Source organism: Tistrella mobilis KA081020-065 (genome assembly GCF_000264455.2).
Lineage (GTDB): Bacteria > Pseudomonadota > Alphaproteobacteria > Tistrellales > Tistrellaceae > Tistrella > Tistrella mobilis.
This window is the reverse complement of sequence record NC_017966.1, coordinates 367,432-383,942: the sequence shown is the minus strand read 5'-3', so window position 1 is coordinate 383,942 and position 16,511 is coordinate 367,432. Positions and strand designations below refer to the sequence as shown.

At 72.1% G+C, this 16,511-nt stretch carries 4 protein-coding genes; all 4 read right to left on the bottom strand.

Going from position 1 to position 16,511, the window contains the following annotated elements:
* Positions 1 to 2: 2 nt before the first annotated feature.
* From TMO_RS22405 to TMO_RS32690, 4 genes are read right to left on the bottom strand one after another with little or no spacing between them, the layout of a single operon-like run.
* Positions 3 to 1,334, bottom strand: coding sequence for a lysine N(6)-hydroxylase/L-ornithine N(5)-oxygenase family protein (locus TMO_RS22405; RefSeq protein WP_014753087.1), 1,332 nt, complete (start codon positions 1,332 to 1,334; stop codon positions 3 to 5).
* Positions 1,331 to 2,362 carry a GNAT family N-acetyltransferase gene (locus TMO_RS22400; protein WP_014753086.1) on the bottom strand — a complete coding sequence of 344 codons (1,032 nt, stop codon included), beginning with the start codon at positions 2,360 to 2,362 and terminating at the stop codon, positions 1,331 to 1,333. Before TMO_RS22400 ends, TMO_RS22405 begins: the two co-directional genes overlap by 4 nt.
* Positions 2,359 to 14,043, bottom strand: a complete 11,685-nt coding sequence (locus TMO_RS22395; protein WP_014753085.1) for a non-ribosomal peptide synthetase — start codon at positions 14,041 to 14,043, stop codon at positions 2,359 to 2,361. Before TMO_RS22395 ends, TMO_RS22400 begins: the two co-directional genes overlap by 4 nt.
* Positions 14,040 to 16,493 carry a condensation domain-containing protein gene (locus TMO_RS32690; RefSeq protein ID WP_145978374.1) on the bottom strand — a complete coding sequence of 818 codons (2,454 nt, stop codon included), beginning with the start codon at positions 16,491 to 16,493 and terminating at the stop codon, positions 14,040 to 14,042. Before TMO_RS32690 ends, TMO_RS22395 begins: the two co-directional genes overlap by 4 nt.
* Between the last annotated feature and the right edge of the window lie 18 nt (positions 16,494 to 16,511).

Below are 16,511 nucleotides of genomic sequence, written 5' to 3'. Positions count from 1 at the left end.
GGTCAGCCAGCCGCCCCCGCCAGGGCCGGCCGCCGGGCCGGAGCGGCGGCGGCATCCATCCGGTCCAGATGCGCCGCCAGCGCGGTCGCGATCTCCTGCGCCCGGATCACCACAACTGAAAGAAGAGTATCACTCAACCCATGACTGTCTTCACAGGCGCCCTGCAGGTGCAGGACCGGGCCCGACGGGTCGGCCATGGGCACGCGGTAGAGCCGGTCCGGCTCCCAGCCTGTGACATGGGGGTCGAGCGCGCCGACCAGATCGCGCGGCAGGTCGCGGTCATAGCCGGTGGCGAGAATGACGGCCTGGTAGGTCTCGGCGGCCGGCACACCCGACATCGTGTCGCGGGTGACCACCGCGATTCCGCCCTCCCCGGCCGAGACGCCGGTGATACGCTGGCCGGCACGGATGCGCAACCGGTCTTCCCCGGTCACCTTCTGCTGATAGAGGTCTTCATAGATCGACTGGATCAGATCGAGGTCGACGACCGAATAATTGGTGCCGCGGAATTCGTCGATCACCGCCCGGCGCTGTGCGGGGGCCTGCGAGAAGATCAGATCGGTGAAGCCGGGGTTGAAGATCTCGTTCACGAACGGGCTGTCATCGGCGGGTTTGAGCGCCGCGGCGCGGAGGATCAGATCGACTTTTACGCGCGGAAACCGGCTGCGTATATCCGAAAAGATCTCGGCCGCACTCTGCCCGCCGCCGATCACCGCCACCCGGCCGCCGGCCTCGTCGGCGAGGCGGATCCGGTCCAGATGGCGCAGATAGCCCGAGGAATGGAACAGGCGCGGCTCCCTCTTCAGCGGACGGAAGGGCTCGGGGATGCGCGGCCGGCCGCCCATGGCGACGACGGCGGACCGCGCCCGCACCACCCGCTCGCGCCCCGCGGCATCGGCGATGCGGATCGCAAAGGCGGTCAGACGACCATTGGTTGTAACCGGCTCGACCGCGACAACTTCCGTTCCGTAGCTGGCCCGGTCGTCGAACTGCGCCGCCGCCCAGCGGAGATAGTCGTTGAACTCGATCCGGCTGGGGAAAAAGGTCTTCTGATTGATGAAGTCGACCAGCCGGCCGCGGGCATGGAGATAGTTCACGAAGGTGAAGCGGCTGGTGGGGTCGTGCAGCGTGACCAGATCCTTCAGGAACGAGACCTGCATCCGGCTGCCGGGCAGCAGCATGCCGCCATGCCAGCGGAATTCCGGCTGTTTTTCGAAGAAGCAGGACCGGCGGCCGGGGGCGCGGGCATCGAGCGCGATGGCCAGCGCCAGATTGGACGGGCCGAAGCCGATGCCGGCCACATCGAGCATGGAGACCGTGTCGTCGATGATCATCGGGCGATCGTCCTCGGTTCGGGGGTGGTGGCGGCGGCGGCCCAGCTGTCGGGGCTTGCGGTCGCGAAATCGGGCAGCCAGAGCCGGTCGCCGAAAAACCGCTCGCGCAGCAGCATCACCAGGGTGGCGCGCTTGTGGGGGAAATCGAAATCCTTGATCCGAGCAAAGCCGCCGCGATCGAGGTTACGCAACTGTTGGCTGTGATCAGACCGCGGTTCACCCACAATGCGCGTGGTGCGCGGGTCGTCGAGAAACAGGTAATGCATCAGCGAGGGCAGCCAGGCGGCGACATACTGCCGGCCGCGGAACCTGTCGTCGCCGACCAGCACATGCCAGCCGCGATCATGATCCTGCGCATCGTAGAAGGGCGCGATGCGGTTCTCTTTCGCCCAGTAAATCTCGAAATAGCCGAAGGGCTCGTCGCCGAAACAGCCGATCATCGGGATCATGTGCGGGTCGGCGATCAGCCCTGAGAGATAAGCCCGGTGATGGTCGATCGGCCCCGCCTCTTCCCAGATCGCGGCGACGCGCGGATCGTTCATCCAGCGGTGTACCAGATCGAGATCGGCCTCAAGGCTGGCGGCGCGGAACGAGATGTCGAGGCCGAGCCAGGGCACGAAGCGGCGGTAGAGTTCGCCATGGGGCTTGGGCGGGCGCTGCGGGTGGCGGAAGGCGCCCGAGAGCACCGGGCGGTAGGGATAGGGCACCGGCGGCACCTGAGGCGCCCAGGCCGCCGGCTGTTGCCAGAGCAGATCGACCGGCAGCACCAGCCGGCCGGCAGGGTCGCGGAGTGCCAGGCCGCGGGCGCGCAAGCCCGCCGCCACCGCCGCCCACCCCGCCCCGGCCAGAACCAGGGTGGTGGCGGCGGGATGACGGGCGGAGAGCCGGCCGAGCAGGGCCGCCGCCCCGTCGAGCAGGGCGGCAGGGTCGGTGACGGCATCGAGACGCAGCGTCGCCTCGTCCGCGGCCGGGCCGGGGGTGACCATGACCTCCGGCACGAAGCGGGTGGGCAGGGTTGTCACGGTCATGCGGGGGCTCCCGGGGTGGCTTGGGTGACGGTGTGCAGCACCAGGGCCGCTGTGTCGGGATGGGCGAGGATGCCCTCGTGGTCGGCGTCGAGGTCGTGGAGGGTGAGGCCCGCCGGGGCGGCGGCGTGCCAGCCGGCGGGGTCGAGTGCGCGGCCGGCGGCGGTGGCGCGGAGCAGGCTGACCGGCACCGCCAGGCGCGGCAGCACCCAGCCGGTGAGCAGCCGGGCATGCAGGCCGACCAGGTCGACGGCGGCGGCGACCAGGGTGTCGCGGTCATCCGCCCCCGTGCCCGCAGCGGCTTCGGCGGCCAGGTCGTCGATCTGCCCGGCCGCGAGATAGCCGCGGATGCGGGCCTCGGTGCCGGCCGGATCGAACACAACTGAAGGCACGGTTGATGGCGTATCGATGATGGTAAGGGTTGTGGCGCCCTGCCCGCCTTCCCGGTCGGCTTCGGCCGCGATCGCCGCGGCGAGCCAGCCGCCGAGCGACCAGCCGGCGAGGTGCAGGCCGCCTTCGGGCTGCACAAGGCGCAGCCGGGCCAGATAGTCGCGGGCGAGTGCCGCCATGTCGGCCGGTGCCCAGGCAGGATCGGAGAGGCGCGGTGCCTGAAGGCCCCAGACCTCGACCCGGCCGTCCAGGGCCGCGGCGAGGTGGCGGTATTCGCGCACCAGCCCGTACCCCGGATGGATGCAGAACAGACGCTGCGGCGCCGGGCCGTTGAGGCAGCGGAGGCCAGCGGGCGGTGTGGCCTCGGGCGGCGTGGTCTCGTCCGCCTCTCGGGCCAGGCGGCGGGCCAGGCCGGCGACGGTCGGCGTCTCGAACAGCGCTTCAAGAGAGAGGCCGTCCAGACCCTCGGCACGGGCGGCGGCAGCCAGACGCAGCGCCTTCAGCGAATCGCCGCCAACGGCGAAGAAGTCGTCGGTGACGCCCGGCCCGTCCGAGGCGAGCACCTTCTGCCAGAGGCCGAGCAGGCGGGCTTCCAGCGCATTGCGCGGCGCCACCGCCTCGGACGCGGTTTCGGGTTCGGGCAGCGCTGCAAGGTCGATCTTGCCCGAGGGCTGAAGCGGCAGGGCGTCGAGGCGGATGACCCGCTGCGGCACCATCCAGCCGGGCAGTTGGCCCGCCAGATCAGCCCGCAACTCCATCGGGTCAATTTCCGCGTCAGCCGCAACCCATGCGAGCAGGCGATCGCCCCGCACCGCCACGACGGCATCACTGACGCCGGGGCGCGCCCTGAGCAGCGCCTCGATCTCGCCCGGCTCGATCCGGAAGCCGCGCAGCTTGACCTGGGCGTCGACGCGGCCGAGGAAGACCACCACCCCATCCTCGCGCAGCCGGCAGAGATCGCCGCTGCGGTAGAGCCGCGCGCCCGGCGCCCCGAAGGGATCCGGCACGAAACGCTCCGCCGTCTGGCCGGGGCGGTTCAGATAGCCGCGGGCCAGCGCAGCGCCGCCAATGCAGAGTTCACCGATGCCGCCGGTCGGCACGGGATTGCCGTCGGTGCCGAGGATGACGGCGCTGCGGCCGGGATAGGTGCGGCCGATCGGCACCGGCGGCCGGGCGCCGTCTTCGGCGCGGGTTTCGTGATAGAGCGCCGAAATGGCGGCTTCGGTCGGGCCATAGCGGTTGTCGAGCCGGACATGCGCCAGGGGGCCGGCCTTCCAGCGCGCCAGCGCATCGGGCGGCAGCGCCTCGCCACCCACCGTCACCCGGCGCAGATGCGGCAGGTGAAGCGACGGGTCGCGCGCCCAGTGCTGCCAGAACCCGGTCGGGATGTCGGCGATGGTCAGGCGTTCCGTCGCCAGCACGCGGGTCAGCTCCTCCGCCGACCACATCTCGGGCCCGCGCAGCACCACCCGGCCGCCGAGGGTGAGCAGCGGCAGCATCTGTTCGATCGCGGCATCGAAATTGACCGTCGAGAACTGCAGCCCGGCATCCTCTGGCCCATAGGCGAAAGCGGGGATGAAATCGTCGAAATGACGGCTGAGCGCGGCATGGGAGATGCCGACCCCCTTGGGCAGCCCCGTGGAGCCCGAGGTGTAGATGACATAGGCGAGCTGGTCGGGCAGGACCGGCACCGTCACCGGGCCGTCATCAAGGGAGTCGGGGGCGTCGAGGTCATCCAGGGTCGTGACGTCGATCAGCCTGCAACTATCAGGAATCGTATCCACAACCTGTGCGAGCATTCGTGCCGCCTCGGGGCCGACCAGCAGGACGGTGAGGCCGGCATCGGCGATCATGTGGCGCAGCCGGTCGGCCGGATAGTCGGGATCGAGCGGCACGTAAGCCCCGCCCGAGCGCAGCGCGCCCAGAATGGCGGCGACCAGCCCGACCGAGCGTTCGACCGCAAGGCCGATCCGGGTTTCAGGCTGCACCCCCGCCGCCAGCAACGCGCGGGCGATGCGGCTGGACCAGCGGTCGAGCTGGCCGTAGTCGAGGCGCCGGTCGCCACAGGCCACCGCCTCGCGGTCGGGCATGCGGGCGGCGATGGCGGCGAAGCGTTCATGGACGGGGTGGACGTCGTGGACGACCGCCGGGGCCGGCACGGGGGCCGTGACGGACACCGCACCCAGCGGCAGCCGCCCGGCGTCCGGGGCGGTGAAGGCGCCGAGCAGGTCGAGGAAATCATCGGCCAGACGCGCCACCGCATCGCCGTCGAGCCGCGCGCCATCCCAGCCCCAGCGCAGATCGAGCGCGGCTCCGGGCCGATCCAGCCGGGCACCGGGCAGGGCCGCCAGCACCAGCGGGTAATGGGTGCGTTCCACCATCGACATGGCGCGGGTGCGGGCGCCGAGACGGGTGGCACCGGCGGCGGTTTCGACCGGATAGCTCTCGATCACCAGCAGGCTGTCGAACAGCCCGTCACCCGAGCGGCCGGTCAGGCGCTGGATGTCGGCGAGGCTGCTGTGTTCAACCGCGCGCATTTCCACGTTCAACTTTTGGATGTCGCGCAGCCAGTCGCCCAGACGGGCGGCGGGGGGCAGGTCGATCCAGAGCGGCAGGCTGTTGATGAACGGCCCGGCCATGCGCTCCACCCCCGGCAGATCGGCCGGGCGGCCCGAGACGGTCAGGCCGAACCCCGCCTGGCCCCGCCCGGCCATGCGGCCGAGCAGCAGCGCCCAGGCGCCCTGAAGCACGGTCGCGAGCGTCACCCGCTCCCGCCGCGCCAGCGCCTCCACGGCACGGGTCAGGGCTTCGGGGGCCGGGCGGTCCAGGCGATGGGAACCGGCGACCGGCGCCGCAGGCGCGGCCAGAACCTGGGTGATGCCGGCCGGATCGGCGATGCGCGCCGCCTGCGCCCGCCACCAGGGGGCCGGATCGGGCTGACGGAGCAGCCAGGCGATATAGTCACGATAGGGGGTGGGGGCCTGAATGCCGGCCTCGGCGGGCTCGGGCTCGGTCAGGGCCTCGTAATCTCGGGCGATCTCGTGGAGCAGGCGCGCGGTGCTCCACCCGTCGGTCAAAGCGTGGTGCAGGGTCCAGACCAGATCATGCGCACCGTCGGGGCGGCGGAACAGGGCGAGCCGCATCAGCGGCGCCGCGGACGGGTCGAACCCCCAGGCGCGGTCTGCCGCAAGCCAGTCGGCCAGGTCCGGCTCGTAAGCCACGCGGCCCGACCAGTCATGCACATCGATCGGCAGGGTGACGCGGCGATGGACCAGTTGCAGCGCAGTGCCGCCATGACGCCAGTCGAAACTGGTCCGCAACACCGGATGGCGGGTCATCGCCGCGGCGAAGGCCCGGCCCAGCGCGTCGATATCGGGCGTGCCGTCCAGGGTGACGCGCAGCTGGTTGACATAGACCCCCTGCCCCGGATGGCGCAGGCTGTGGAAGAGCAGGCCCTGCTGCACGGGGGTGGCGGGGTAGATGTCCTCCGTCTGGCCCGGCGCCAGCTGAAGGCGGTTGAACCCGTCCTCATCGAGGGCTGCCAGCGGGAAATCGGCGGCGACCGGGATCGGGTCCGCCGTCAGGCAATGGCTGACGAGGTCGGTCAAGGCCGCCTCGAAACCCTCGACGATCCGGGTCATGACCGCTTCGGCGACGACGGCCGGATCATGGCGCCAGCCGATGCGCAACCGGCCGTCGGTGACCGCGGCATTGATCTCGATCGCATGGCGCATCGGGCCGCGGCGGCCGATATTGCGGCCGGCGGTTTCGGTGCCGAGCGCGAACCGCCCGCCCTCCTCCAGGCTGCCGTCGAACCGGCCGAGCCAGTTGAACCCGATATCGGCCGCCGGCAGCGCCCGGGCGGCTTCGACGATCGCGGGGTCCGCCGCCAGCGCCAGCAGGCCACGATCGGCACCGCGCGCCGGCAGGCTGCGCAGGCGGCTGCGCAGATCGGCCAGCAGGCGGGCATCGTCGGCCCCGCCCTCATCGCTCCCGGCCGGCAGGGCAAGGTCGTAATGGGTGGTGAACCAGCCGATGGTGCGCGAGAGGTCGTGCGCCTCCCCGCCCTCTCCGGGCTCGCCGCGGCCATGGCCTTCCATCGCCACCAGCACGGTGTGGCGGCCGGTGGCCTGGCCGAGCGTGCGGGCAAGGCTGGCCAGCAGCACCTCTTCGACCGTGATCCGGTAGCGGCGCGGCACATCGGTGAGCAGGCGGCGGGTGACGGCTTCGGCCACCACCCGTTCCTGTTCCAGCCGGTCGCCGGACCGGGCCGGCCCCCAGACCGGCGCGGCGCCGGCCAGATGGCCCTGCCACCAGCGGAGTTCGGCACCGAGTGCGGCGGTATCCTCCAGGCGGGCGGCCTGGCGCAGGACATGGCGGCTCCAGGGCACGGGCGGCGCCGGCAGATCGATCGGCCGGCCGGCCAGTGCGGCATCATAGGCGGCCTGAAGATCATCGAGCAGGATGCGCCACGACACGCCGTCGACCGCCAGATGGTGGATGGCGATCAGCAGGCGATCACTCCCGGGTTCGGTACCGCGGGGCGGCAGGCTGAAACAGCCGGCGCGGAGCAGCGGACCGGTCCGGATGTCGAGGCTGGCCTGCACCGCATCGCCCGCCGCATCGAGGGCGTCGGGGCCGTCGAGACGGGCGACGCGGAGCAGATCGGCAGTCTCGATCTCGGCCACACGCTGCCGCCAGCGCCCGGCGACATCGGTTTCGAACCGCAGGCGCAGGGCATCATGACGGGCGACGATCGCCTTCAGCGCCCGGTCGAGGGCGGCGATGTCGATCGCCTCCCGCGACCGCAGCAGCACCGACTGGTTCCAATGGCCGGGACCATCGGGGTGGCGGTCGAAGAACCAGGCCTGGATGGGGGTGAGCGGCAGGGGCGTGTCGGCGATTTCGGCCTCGGCGGCTTCGGCTTCGGCGCTGCGGGCCGCCGCGGCCAGGCGGTCGATGCGCGGATGATCGAAGATCTGGCGGGCAGTGATGCGGATGCCGGCGCGGGCGGCGCGGGCGACCACCTGCAGGCTCATGATCGAATCGCCGCCGAGGTCGAAGAAATCGTCGGTGACGCCGATGTCGCGGCGGTTCAGCACCCCCTGCCAGATGTCGAGCAGGGCGGCTTCGAGCGGGTCGCCGGCGGCGATACCCTGCCCTGCCGGCCGGTCGGGATCGGGCAGCGCCCGGCGGTCGAGCTTGCCGTTGGCCGTCAGCGGCAGATCGTCCAGCAGCATGACCTGCGCCGGCACCATGTAATGCGGCAGCCGCGCCGAGAGATGGGCGAGCAGCGCCGCCGGATCGGCGGCTTCGCCCGCCGTCGCGACGGCATAGGCGAGCAGACGCAGGCCACCCGCCGGGCCCGGGCGCGCGATCACAGCGGCGCGGGCGACGGCCGGATGGGCGGCCAGCACCGCCTGGATCTCACCCGGTTCGATGCGGTGGCCGCGGATCTTCACCTGATCGTCCAGCCGGCCCAGATAGTCGAGGCTGCCATCGGCGCGCCAGCGGGCGAGATCGCCGGTGCGGTAGAGGCGTTCACCCGGGTGGAAGGGGTCGGGCAGGAAGCGCTCCGCCGTCAGCCCCGGGCGGCCCGCATAGCCGCGGGCAAGCCCCGCCCCGCCGATATAGAGCCCCCCTGCCGCGCCGTCGGGCAGCGGGCGCAGGTCATCATCCAGCACCAGCAGGCGGGTATTGGCGATCGGCCGGCCGATCGGCATGGTCTCGCCGGCAAGATCGGCCGCGGTCACCCGATGCACGGCGCAGCCGACCACGGTTTCGGTGGGGCCGTATTCATTGATCAGCCGGGTGGCGGGCGCCTCGGCCAGCCAGGGGGCCACCGCGGCGGCGGTCAGCGCCTCGCCGCCGATGATCAGGGCGCGGGCCTGGCCGGCATAGGCGCCGGCCGGGTTCAGATGGTTCAGCGCCTCGACATGGGCGGGGGTCAGCTTGACCAGGCTGAAGTCATGAGAGCCTGAGAGAAGGGCGGCCAGGGCCTCGATCTCATCCGTCTCGGGCAGAAGATGGACCGCGCGGCCGGTGACCAGCGGCAGGAACAGGCTGGTGATGGTGGCATCGAAGCCGAGCGCGGTATTGACCGGCGCGCCTGCACCCGCCGCCCGGCCGGGTTCCGCCGTGTCCGCATCCATATAGGCCGCAGCGCCATAGCGCAGATAGTTCACCGCCCCGCGATGCGGGATCATCACCCCCTTGGGCCGGCCGGTGGAGCCGGAGGTGAAGATGACATAGGCGAGCGTGTCGGGGGTGGCCGGGCAGACCGGCGGCGTCGACGGATGGTCGCCGCCATCGGGCGGGAGGACCGCAAGGGCGGGGAAGCGGGCCGCGGCCGCGGCCGGGGCGATCACCAGCCGGGCACCCGCGGTCTTGACCATATAGGCCAGGCGGTCGTCGGGCAGGGCCGGATCGAGCGGCAGCCAGGCGCCGCCCGCCTTCATCACCGCCAGCATGGCGATCACCGCCTCGGGCCCGCGCGGCAGGCAGAGGCCGACCACGTCGTCGGCTCCGGTGCCGGCGGCCTGAAGGCGATGGGCCAGCCGGTTGGCGGCGGCATCCAGCCCGGCATGGTCCAGCACCCGACCATCGGCGGCGATCACCGCGGGGGCATCGGGGCTGCGGACGATCCAGGGCGCGATGAGGTCGTGGATGCGGCAATCCAGGTCCCAGGCTTCGGCGGTGCGGTTGCGGGCCAGGACCAGTTCGGCGCAATCGTCGGCGTCGAGCATATCGATGCGGCCCAACACGCCCTCCCCCTCCGCCAAAAGGTCGAGCAGGCGCAGGAAATGGCGGTGCAGCTGTGCCACCTGCGCGTCGCCGAGGCGGGCCGCATCATGGTTCCAGCGCAGGTCCAGCCGGTCACCCGGCACCACCATCAGCTCCAGCGGGTAATGGCTGCGGGTCCAGGCATCGGCGCCGGTGACGCCCAGCCGGGTTTCCAGATCGGCCAGCGCCGCCTCGACCGGGAAGTTCTGGAAGACCAGCAGGGCATCGAACAGCCCCTCGCCCGCCAGGCCCGACCAGCGCTGGACATCGGCCAGGCTGGAAAATTCAACTGAACGGAGTTCTGCGTTCAACTTTTGAATGTCGCGCAGCCAGGGGCCGATGGCGGCATCGGCGGGCAGGTCGATCCAGACCGGCAAAGTGTTGAGGAACGCCCCGGCCATGGCCTCGACGCCCGGCAGCTCTGCCGGACGGCCGGCGAGGGTGACGCCGAACACGGCCTGATCGCGGCCGCCATAGCGACCGAGCAGCAGTGCCCAGGCGCCCTGAACCAGGGTGTTGAGGGTGACCTGTTCGCGCCGCGCCGCCGCGGTGAGGCGCCCGGTGATGTCGGGGTCGAGCAGGACACGCAGCTGGTGGTGGCGGGGGGTGGCCTCCGCAGGGGCCGCCAGCGCTTCGGTGATCAGGGCTTCGGTGATTCGGGCCGGCTGGTCGATGCGGGCGATCTGGCGGCGCCACCAGGGTTCGGGGTCGGGCTGGGCGGCGAGCCAGGCGGCATAGGCGCGCGTGTGGGGTGGTGCCGGCAGCCCGGCGCTGCCGCCCTCCAGCCGTGCGGCATAGTCGCGGGCAAGCTCGGCCAGAACCAGGCTGGTGCTCCAGCCGTCGGTGATGGCGTGGTGGTTGGTCCAGACCAGCTCGTCGCCGCCATCGGGGCGGCGGATCACGGCAAGGCGCATCGCCGGGGCGCGGGTCAGATCGATGCCGCGGGCGATATCACCGGCCAGCCAGTCCTCCAGCCGGGCCGCGGCCGCCGGCAAAGACGACCAGTCGAGCACGGCGATCGGCGCCGCGGCCGCTTCATGCACGATCTGGAGCAGATCACCGCCATGGCGCCATTCAAACCGGGTGCGCAGGGCCGGATGGCGCGCGATCGCCGCCGCCCAGGCGGCCTCCAGCGCTTCGAGGTCGACGCGGCCTCGGAAGGTGAGGCGCAGCTGGTTGACATAGACGCCCGCCCCGTCCGCCCGGCCCGCCGCCTCCAGCGTGTGGAAGATCATGCCCCGCTGCACGGGGGTGGCGGGCAGGATGTCGGTCACGCCGTCCAGGCTTTGGCCCACCCCACTCTGGCGCAGGGCTTCGAGGGCCGCGACCTGCGCCGCCGGCAGGCGCGGAGCCTGGGGCCTGGCCGTCGGAGCCGGGGTGGCGGCCGGCGTCGCGCCGTCGATCAGCGCCGCCAGACGGGCAATCTCGGGCTGGTCGAAGACCTGTTTGGGGGTGAGCTTCAGCCCGGCCTTGCGGGCCCGGGCGACCAGCTGAAGGCTGAGGATCGAATCGCCGCCGCTTGCGAAAAAATTGTCGGTGACGCCGATATCGTCGCGCTTCAGCACCTGGCACCAGATGGCAAGAAGGGCGGCTTCGGTGGCGGTACGGGGGGCCGGTTTCGCCGGGGCGGCCGCCGCCTCGGCGCCCGGCTCGTCGGGCAGCGCCTTGCGGTCGATCTTGCCGTTGGGGGTGAGCGGCAGGCGGTCCAGCACCATCACCGCCGCCGGCACCAGCGCATCGGGCAGGCGTTCGGCCAGGGCCTGGCGCAGCCGGGCGCCGTCGAGGCCGGACCCGGCCGCATAGCCCAGAAGCCGCAGCCGGCCATTGGCATCGGGGCGGGCGATCACAGTTGCGGCCGCGACGCCGGGCAGGCCGCGGAGCACGGTTGCAACCTCTTCCGGTTCAACGCGATAGCCGCGGATCTTGACCTGATCGTCCAGCCGGCCCAGGAAGTCGATCCGGCCGTCTTCGCGCGCGCGGCCGCGATCGCCGGTCAGATAGACCCGCGCGCCGGGCAGGCCGGCGGCATCGGGGATGAAGCGCTCCGCCGTCTGGCCGGGACGGCCGACATAACCATGGGCGAGCGTTGCGCCGCCGATGACGATTTCGCCGGCCATGCCCGGGGCGACCGGGTTGCCGGCGCGGTCGAGGATGCGGACCGCGGCATGGCCGAGCGGGCGGCCCAGGGCGTGGCGGCCGGCATTGGCCGTGCCGCCCTCGTCGGTGAGCACGCCCACGGTGGTTTCGCTGGGGCCGTAATGATTGATCAACCGGCAGGCGGGGGCAAGCTCGGCGATGCGGGCGGCGAGCCCGGCGGTCAGCGCCTCTCCGCCCAGCACCAGCGCCCGGCGGGGCAGCACGCGGGCGGGCTCTGCCGCGTCCAGCAGCGCCGCCAGATGGCCGGGCACGATCTTGATCAGATCGATGGCGTGATCGGCCATCCAGGCGCCGAACCGGTCGGGATCGAAGATCCGCGCCTCGTCGGCGATATGGAGTTCGGCGCCCAGGCGCAGCGCGCCGAACAGCGCGGTATGGCCCAGATCCGCGGCCGGCGTCGACACCCAGCCGATGCGGAGCGGGTCGCGGCCCATCGACAGCCGCGCCACCAGCCCGTCCAGATAGGCGGCGAGCGCGCCATGCGAGACGGCGATGCCCTTGGGCCGGCCGGTAGAGCCGGAGGTGAAGATGACATAGGCCTCGCAGGCCGGGTCGAGCGCCACGGCCGGGGCCTCGTCCTCGCCCCACCCCGCCGGATCAGCCGGCAGGTCGCCATCCCGGCCGATCACCAGGCGGGCGCCGCAATCGGCGATCTGATCGGCGAGCCGGGCCGCCGGTGCTGCGGGGTCGAGCGGCACATAGGCGGCACCCGCCCGCCAGATGCCTGGAACCGCCGCAACGAAGCCGGCCGAGCGCGGCGCGATCAGCGCCACCCGGTCGCCGGGCCTGACCCCGAGCGCGCCGAGCCGGAAGGCAAGCCGCGCGGCATCGCGGGCGAGGTCGCCATAGGTGATGGCGCGGGCGCCGTCGACGATGGCGACGGCCGCCGGGTCATGGGCCCGCAGATGGTCGGGCAGCAGCTGCGGCAGCGCCGGCAGAGGCTGGCGGGGCATGTCGTCGAAGGGGGCGAAGCAGCCGAGCGGCCGGTCGGCGGCGACGGGCAGCGCTTCCAGCACCCGCACCAGCTGCGCCATCAGCCGGGCGATATCGTCATGGCCATAACGGCTGAGATTATAGGCCAGAACCAGTTTCAGCCGCGGACCGGTTTCGGCGATCAGGCTGAGCGGGTAGTGATTGCGGCCATCGGTGGCGATGACGCCGTCTTCGGGTGCGGCCGGTCCGGGCACGCGGATGGTGACATCATCATCCGCCGCACCGAGGGCAGCATCGACCGGGAAGTTTTCGACCACCAGGATGGTGTCGAAAAGCGGGCCGTCGACCAGCGGCGCCAGGCCGCGGATGCGGGCAAGCGGCACATGGTCGTGGGGGCGGAGCGCGTTCATCCGACGCTGGGCTGCCGCCAGCCAGTCGGTGACATTGAGACTGCGATCAAGGGTGACGCGCAGCGGCAGGGTGTTGATGAAGAGGCCGGCGATCTGCTCCACCCCGTCGAGGTCCGCCGGCCGGCCCGAGAGGGTGACGCCGAACAGCGCCTCGTCGGTGCCGGCATGGGTGGCGAGCAGCCAGCCCCAGGCGGCCTGAAGCAGGGTCGAGAGCGTCGCCCCGGCGCGCCGGGCCAGCCGGTCGAGGGCGGCGGTGGTGTCGGCATCCAGATGGCGGATGCGCTCGGCATGGCCCTGGCTGAACGGCCCCTCTGCCGGGGGCAGCGGGGTTGCGGCCTCGACGGTCGCCAGCTCCGCCTGCCACCAGGCGTCGGCGGCGGCGAGGTCGCGCCCCTCCAGCCATTTGATGTGGCTGCGGAACGAGGGCGCGGGGGCGGCGGGCGCCTCCCCCCGATAGGCGGCGAGCAGGTCGGCCAGGATGCGGGCGACGCTCCAGCCATCCAGCTGGACATGGTGGAAGCGCCAGGTGAACCACCAGCGGTCATCGGCGATGCGGATCAGCTGCACGGCTGGATCGGCGGCGCGGGCGAAATCGAACCCGGCCGCGCGGGCGGTGGCCAGATCGGCCTCCAGCCGCGCCCGCTGCGCCGCCGGGTCGAGGCCGCGCCAGTCGGCCATGGCGAGCGAACCGGCGGTGCGGCGATAGACGATATGTACCGGCTTCGGGATCTCGCGCCAGCGGATATCGGCGCGGAGCAGGGCATGACGGGCGACCACCGCCCCCCAGGCCCGGGCGAAGCGCTCGGGATCGAAATTCCCGGCGATTTCGAAGACATGGCGGATGTGGTAGGCGTCGTCGCCGCCCTTCAGCGCATGGGCGAGCATGCCCTGCTGCAACTCGGACAGATAGAAGATCTCGGCCACGTTACTCTTGTCGCGGAAAGATGCGACCGGGGCGGCCGGGGTCGCTTCCGGCGCGTCGTCGTGGCGGTGATGGCTGTCCATGGTCATCCGTCGATCTCCGCGAGCAGGTCGTCGAGCGCGTCCTGGTCGATATCGATGTCGAAATCCTGCGGGGTGGCCCGCATCTCGTTGGCAAGGGCGTGGTCGATGAGGGCGGCGAGACGCTCTGCGAAGCCTTCGGTCAGCACCGCCAGCCGGTCGGGGGCGAGCGCGCCGGTATCGTGACGCCACGAGACCGAGAGCCGGCCGCCGACCACCATCGCATTCACGTCGAGCGCCAGGCCCGCCGGCGTCTCCACGCCCACCGAGCGGCCGGCCGCCTCTCGCGAGAAGCCGAAACCACCCTCACCGGCCTGCCCTTCACCGAACCGGCCCAGATAGTTGAAGCCGATATCGGGCGCGGGCAGCGCGCGGGCGGCGGCGGCCAGCGCCGGATCGGCGCCATGGCGCAGCCAGCCCCAGTTCAGCCCCTTGACCGGCACCGACCGCAGGGCGGATCTGACCCCGGCGAGCAGGTCACCCGGATCCTCCCTCACCGGCACGACCACCGGGAACCGGGTGGTGAACCAGCCGATGGTGCGGCTGAGATCCGCGCCTTCCACAACCTCTTCGCGACCATGGCCTTCAAGAGACACCAACAGTTGCGAACCTTCCGCGGCGAGGCTGGCGGCCAGTGCGGCGAGCAGCACCTCGTCGACGCCGATCCGCCAGCGGCGCGGCAGCTGGGTGATCAGGCGGGTGGTGAGGGCGGCATCGAAGATCTGGTCATGCTGGCGGCGATCGCCGCTGCGGGCGGCGGGGAAGGCCGGTGCGGCCTGGGCCAAAGCCGCCTGCCACCAGGGGAGTTCGGCCGCGACCGCCGGCCCCGCGGCATAGGCGGTCTGGGCCTCCACCCAGCGGCTCCAGGGCAGAACCGGGCGGGTGGCGGTGCTGCGGGCCAGATCTTCAAGCAGGATCCGCCACGACACCCCGTCGACCGCCAGATGGTGGATGGCGATCAACAGCCGGTCGCCCGACGGGCGGCGGAACAGCCCGGCGCGGATCAGCGGGCCGCTGCGGATGTCGAGCGAGGCCTGGATCGCCTCGCCCGCCCGGTCCAGATCGGCCGGGTCGTCGCCGATCGTCATCACCCGGAGCAGCTCCGCCGTCTCGTCTGGCGCAACGGCCTGGGTCCAGCGGCCCTCGCCATCGGTGCGGAAGCGCAGGCGCAGGGCATCCTGGGCGGCGACCAGGGCATCGAGCGCGTCGCGGAGACGTTCGGGCTCGATGGATCCGTCGACGGTCAGCAGCACCGACTGGTTCCAGTGCGACGGGCCCTGGGGATAGGTCTCGAAGAAATCGGCCTGGATGGGGGTGAGCGGCAGGGCCCGGCCGATGATTTCGCCCTGGCCCGGCAGGCTGGTGGCACCCGCCCCGCCGATGCGGGCGGCTGCGGCCGCGAGGTCGCGAATGCGGGGATGCTCAAAGACCTGAGCCGGGGTCAGCACCAGCCCGACACGGCGGGCGCGCGAGACCAGCTGCAGGCTGAGGATCGAATCGGCGCCGAGGTCGAAGACGTCGTCGTCGATGCCGAAATCAGCACGCCCCAGCAGGCCGCGCCAGAGATCGAGCAGTGCGGCCTCCATCTCGTCCCGCGGCAGCGTGACCGGCAGCGCCTGGGGCGCATCCGCGGCCGGCAGGGCCTTGCGGTCGAGCTTGCCGGCCGGCGTCAGCGGCAGCGCATCCAGCACCATGATCACCTGCGGCACCATATGCCCGGGCAGACGATGGGCCAGCGCCTGTTTCAGCCGGTCGGGATCGGCCGTGCCGGTGACATAGGCGATGAGGCGCGCGGTCGCATCCTGCCCCGCCAGGACGACCACGGCGTCCCGGATGCCGGCCTCGTTGCGGAGCGCGGCTTCGATCTCGCCCGGCTCGATGCGGAAGCCGCGGAGCTTGATCTGCCCGTCCATGCGGCCCAGGAAGCGGATCGCGCCGTCGGGGCCCAGCCGGGCCAGATCGCCGGTGCGATAGAGCCGCCCGCCGCCCGGGGCCGGCACGAAGCGCTCGGCGGTGAGCCCCGGCCGGCCGGGATAGCCGCGGGCCAGCGCCGGGCCGCCGATGCAGAGTTCACCGGTTCCGCCTTCCGGAACCGGGTCGCCCTCGGTATCGAGCACCACCAGGCTGCGCCCGCCCCAGGCCTCGCCGATCGGCACCACCGGCAGCAGGGCATCGGCGGCCCGGCTGCGGTGGGCCGACACCGTGATGGTCGCCTCGGTCGGGCCATAGCTGTTCAGGAAGGGCACATGGCCCAGGGGGCTCGCCAGCCAGTCGGCCAGCGCCGCCCCGGCCAGCGCCTCGCCGCCGGTGGTGACCAGGCGGAGTGCCGGGAGATGCACCCGACCCAGCCCCGCCTGCCACATCCGCCAATAGCCGGTGGGCAGATAGACGACGGTCACCGCCTCGTCGGCCAGTTCGGCGGTGATCTCCTCCGCCGACCAGAGGGCGGGGCCGCGCATCACCACCCTTGCCCCGAC

Bases quoted from the DNA above. Each gene is read 5' to 3' on its own strand.
- TMO_RS22405 (WP_014753087.1), bottom strand. From the start codon at position 1,334: ATGATCATCGACGACACGGTCTCCATGCTCGATGTGGCCGGCATCGGC.
- TMO_RS22400 (WP_014753086.1), bottom strand. From the start codon at position 2,362: ATGACCGTGACAACCCTGCCCACCCGCTTCGTGCCGGAGGTCATGGTC.
- TMO_RS22395 (WP_014753085.1), bottom strand. From the start codon at position 14,043: ATGACCATGGACAGCCATCACCGCCACGACGACGCGCCGGAAGCGACC.
- TMO_RS32690 (WP_145978374.1), bottom strand. From the start codon at position 16,493: ATGCGCGGCCCCGCCCTCTGGTCGGCGGAGGAGATCACCGCCGAACTG.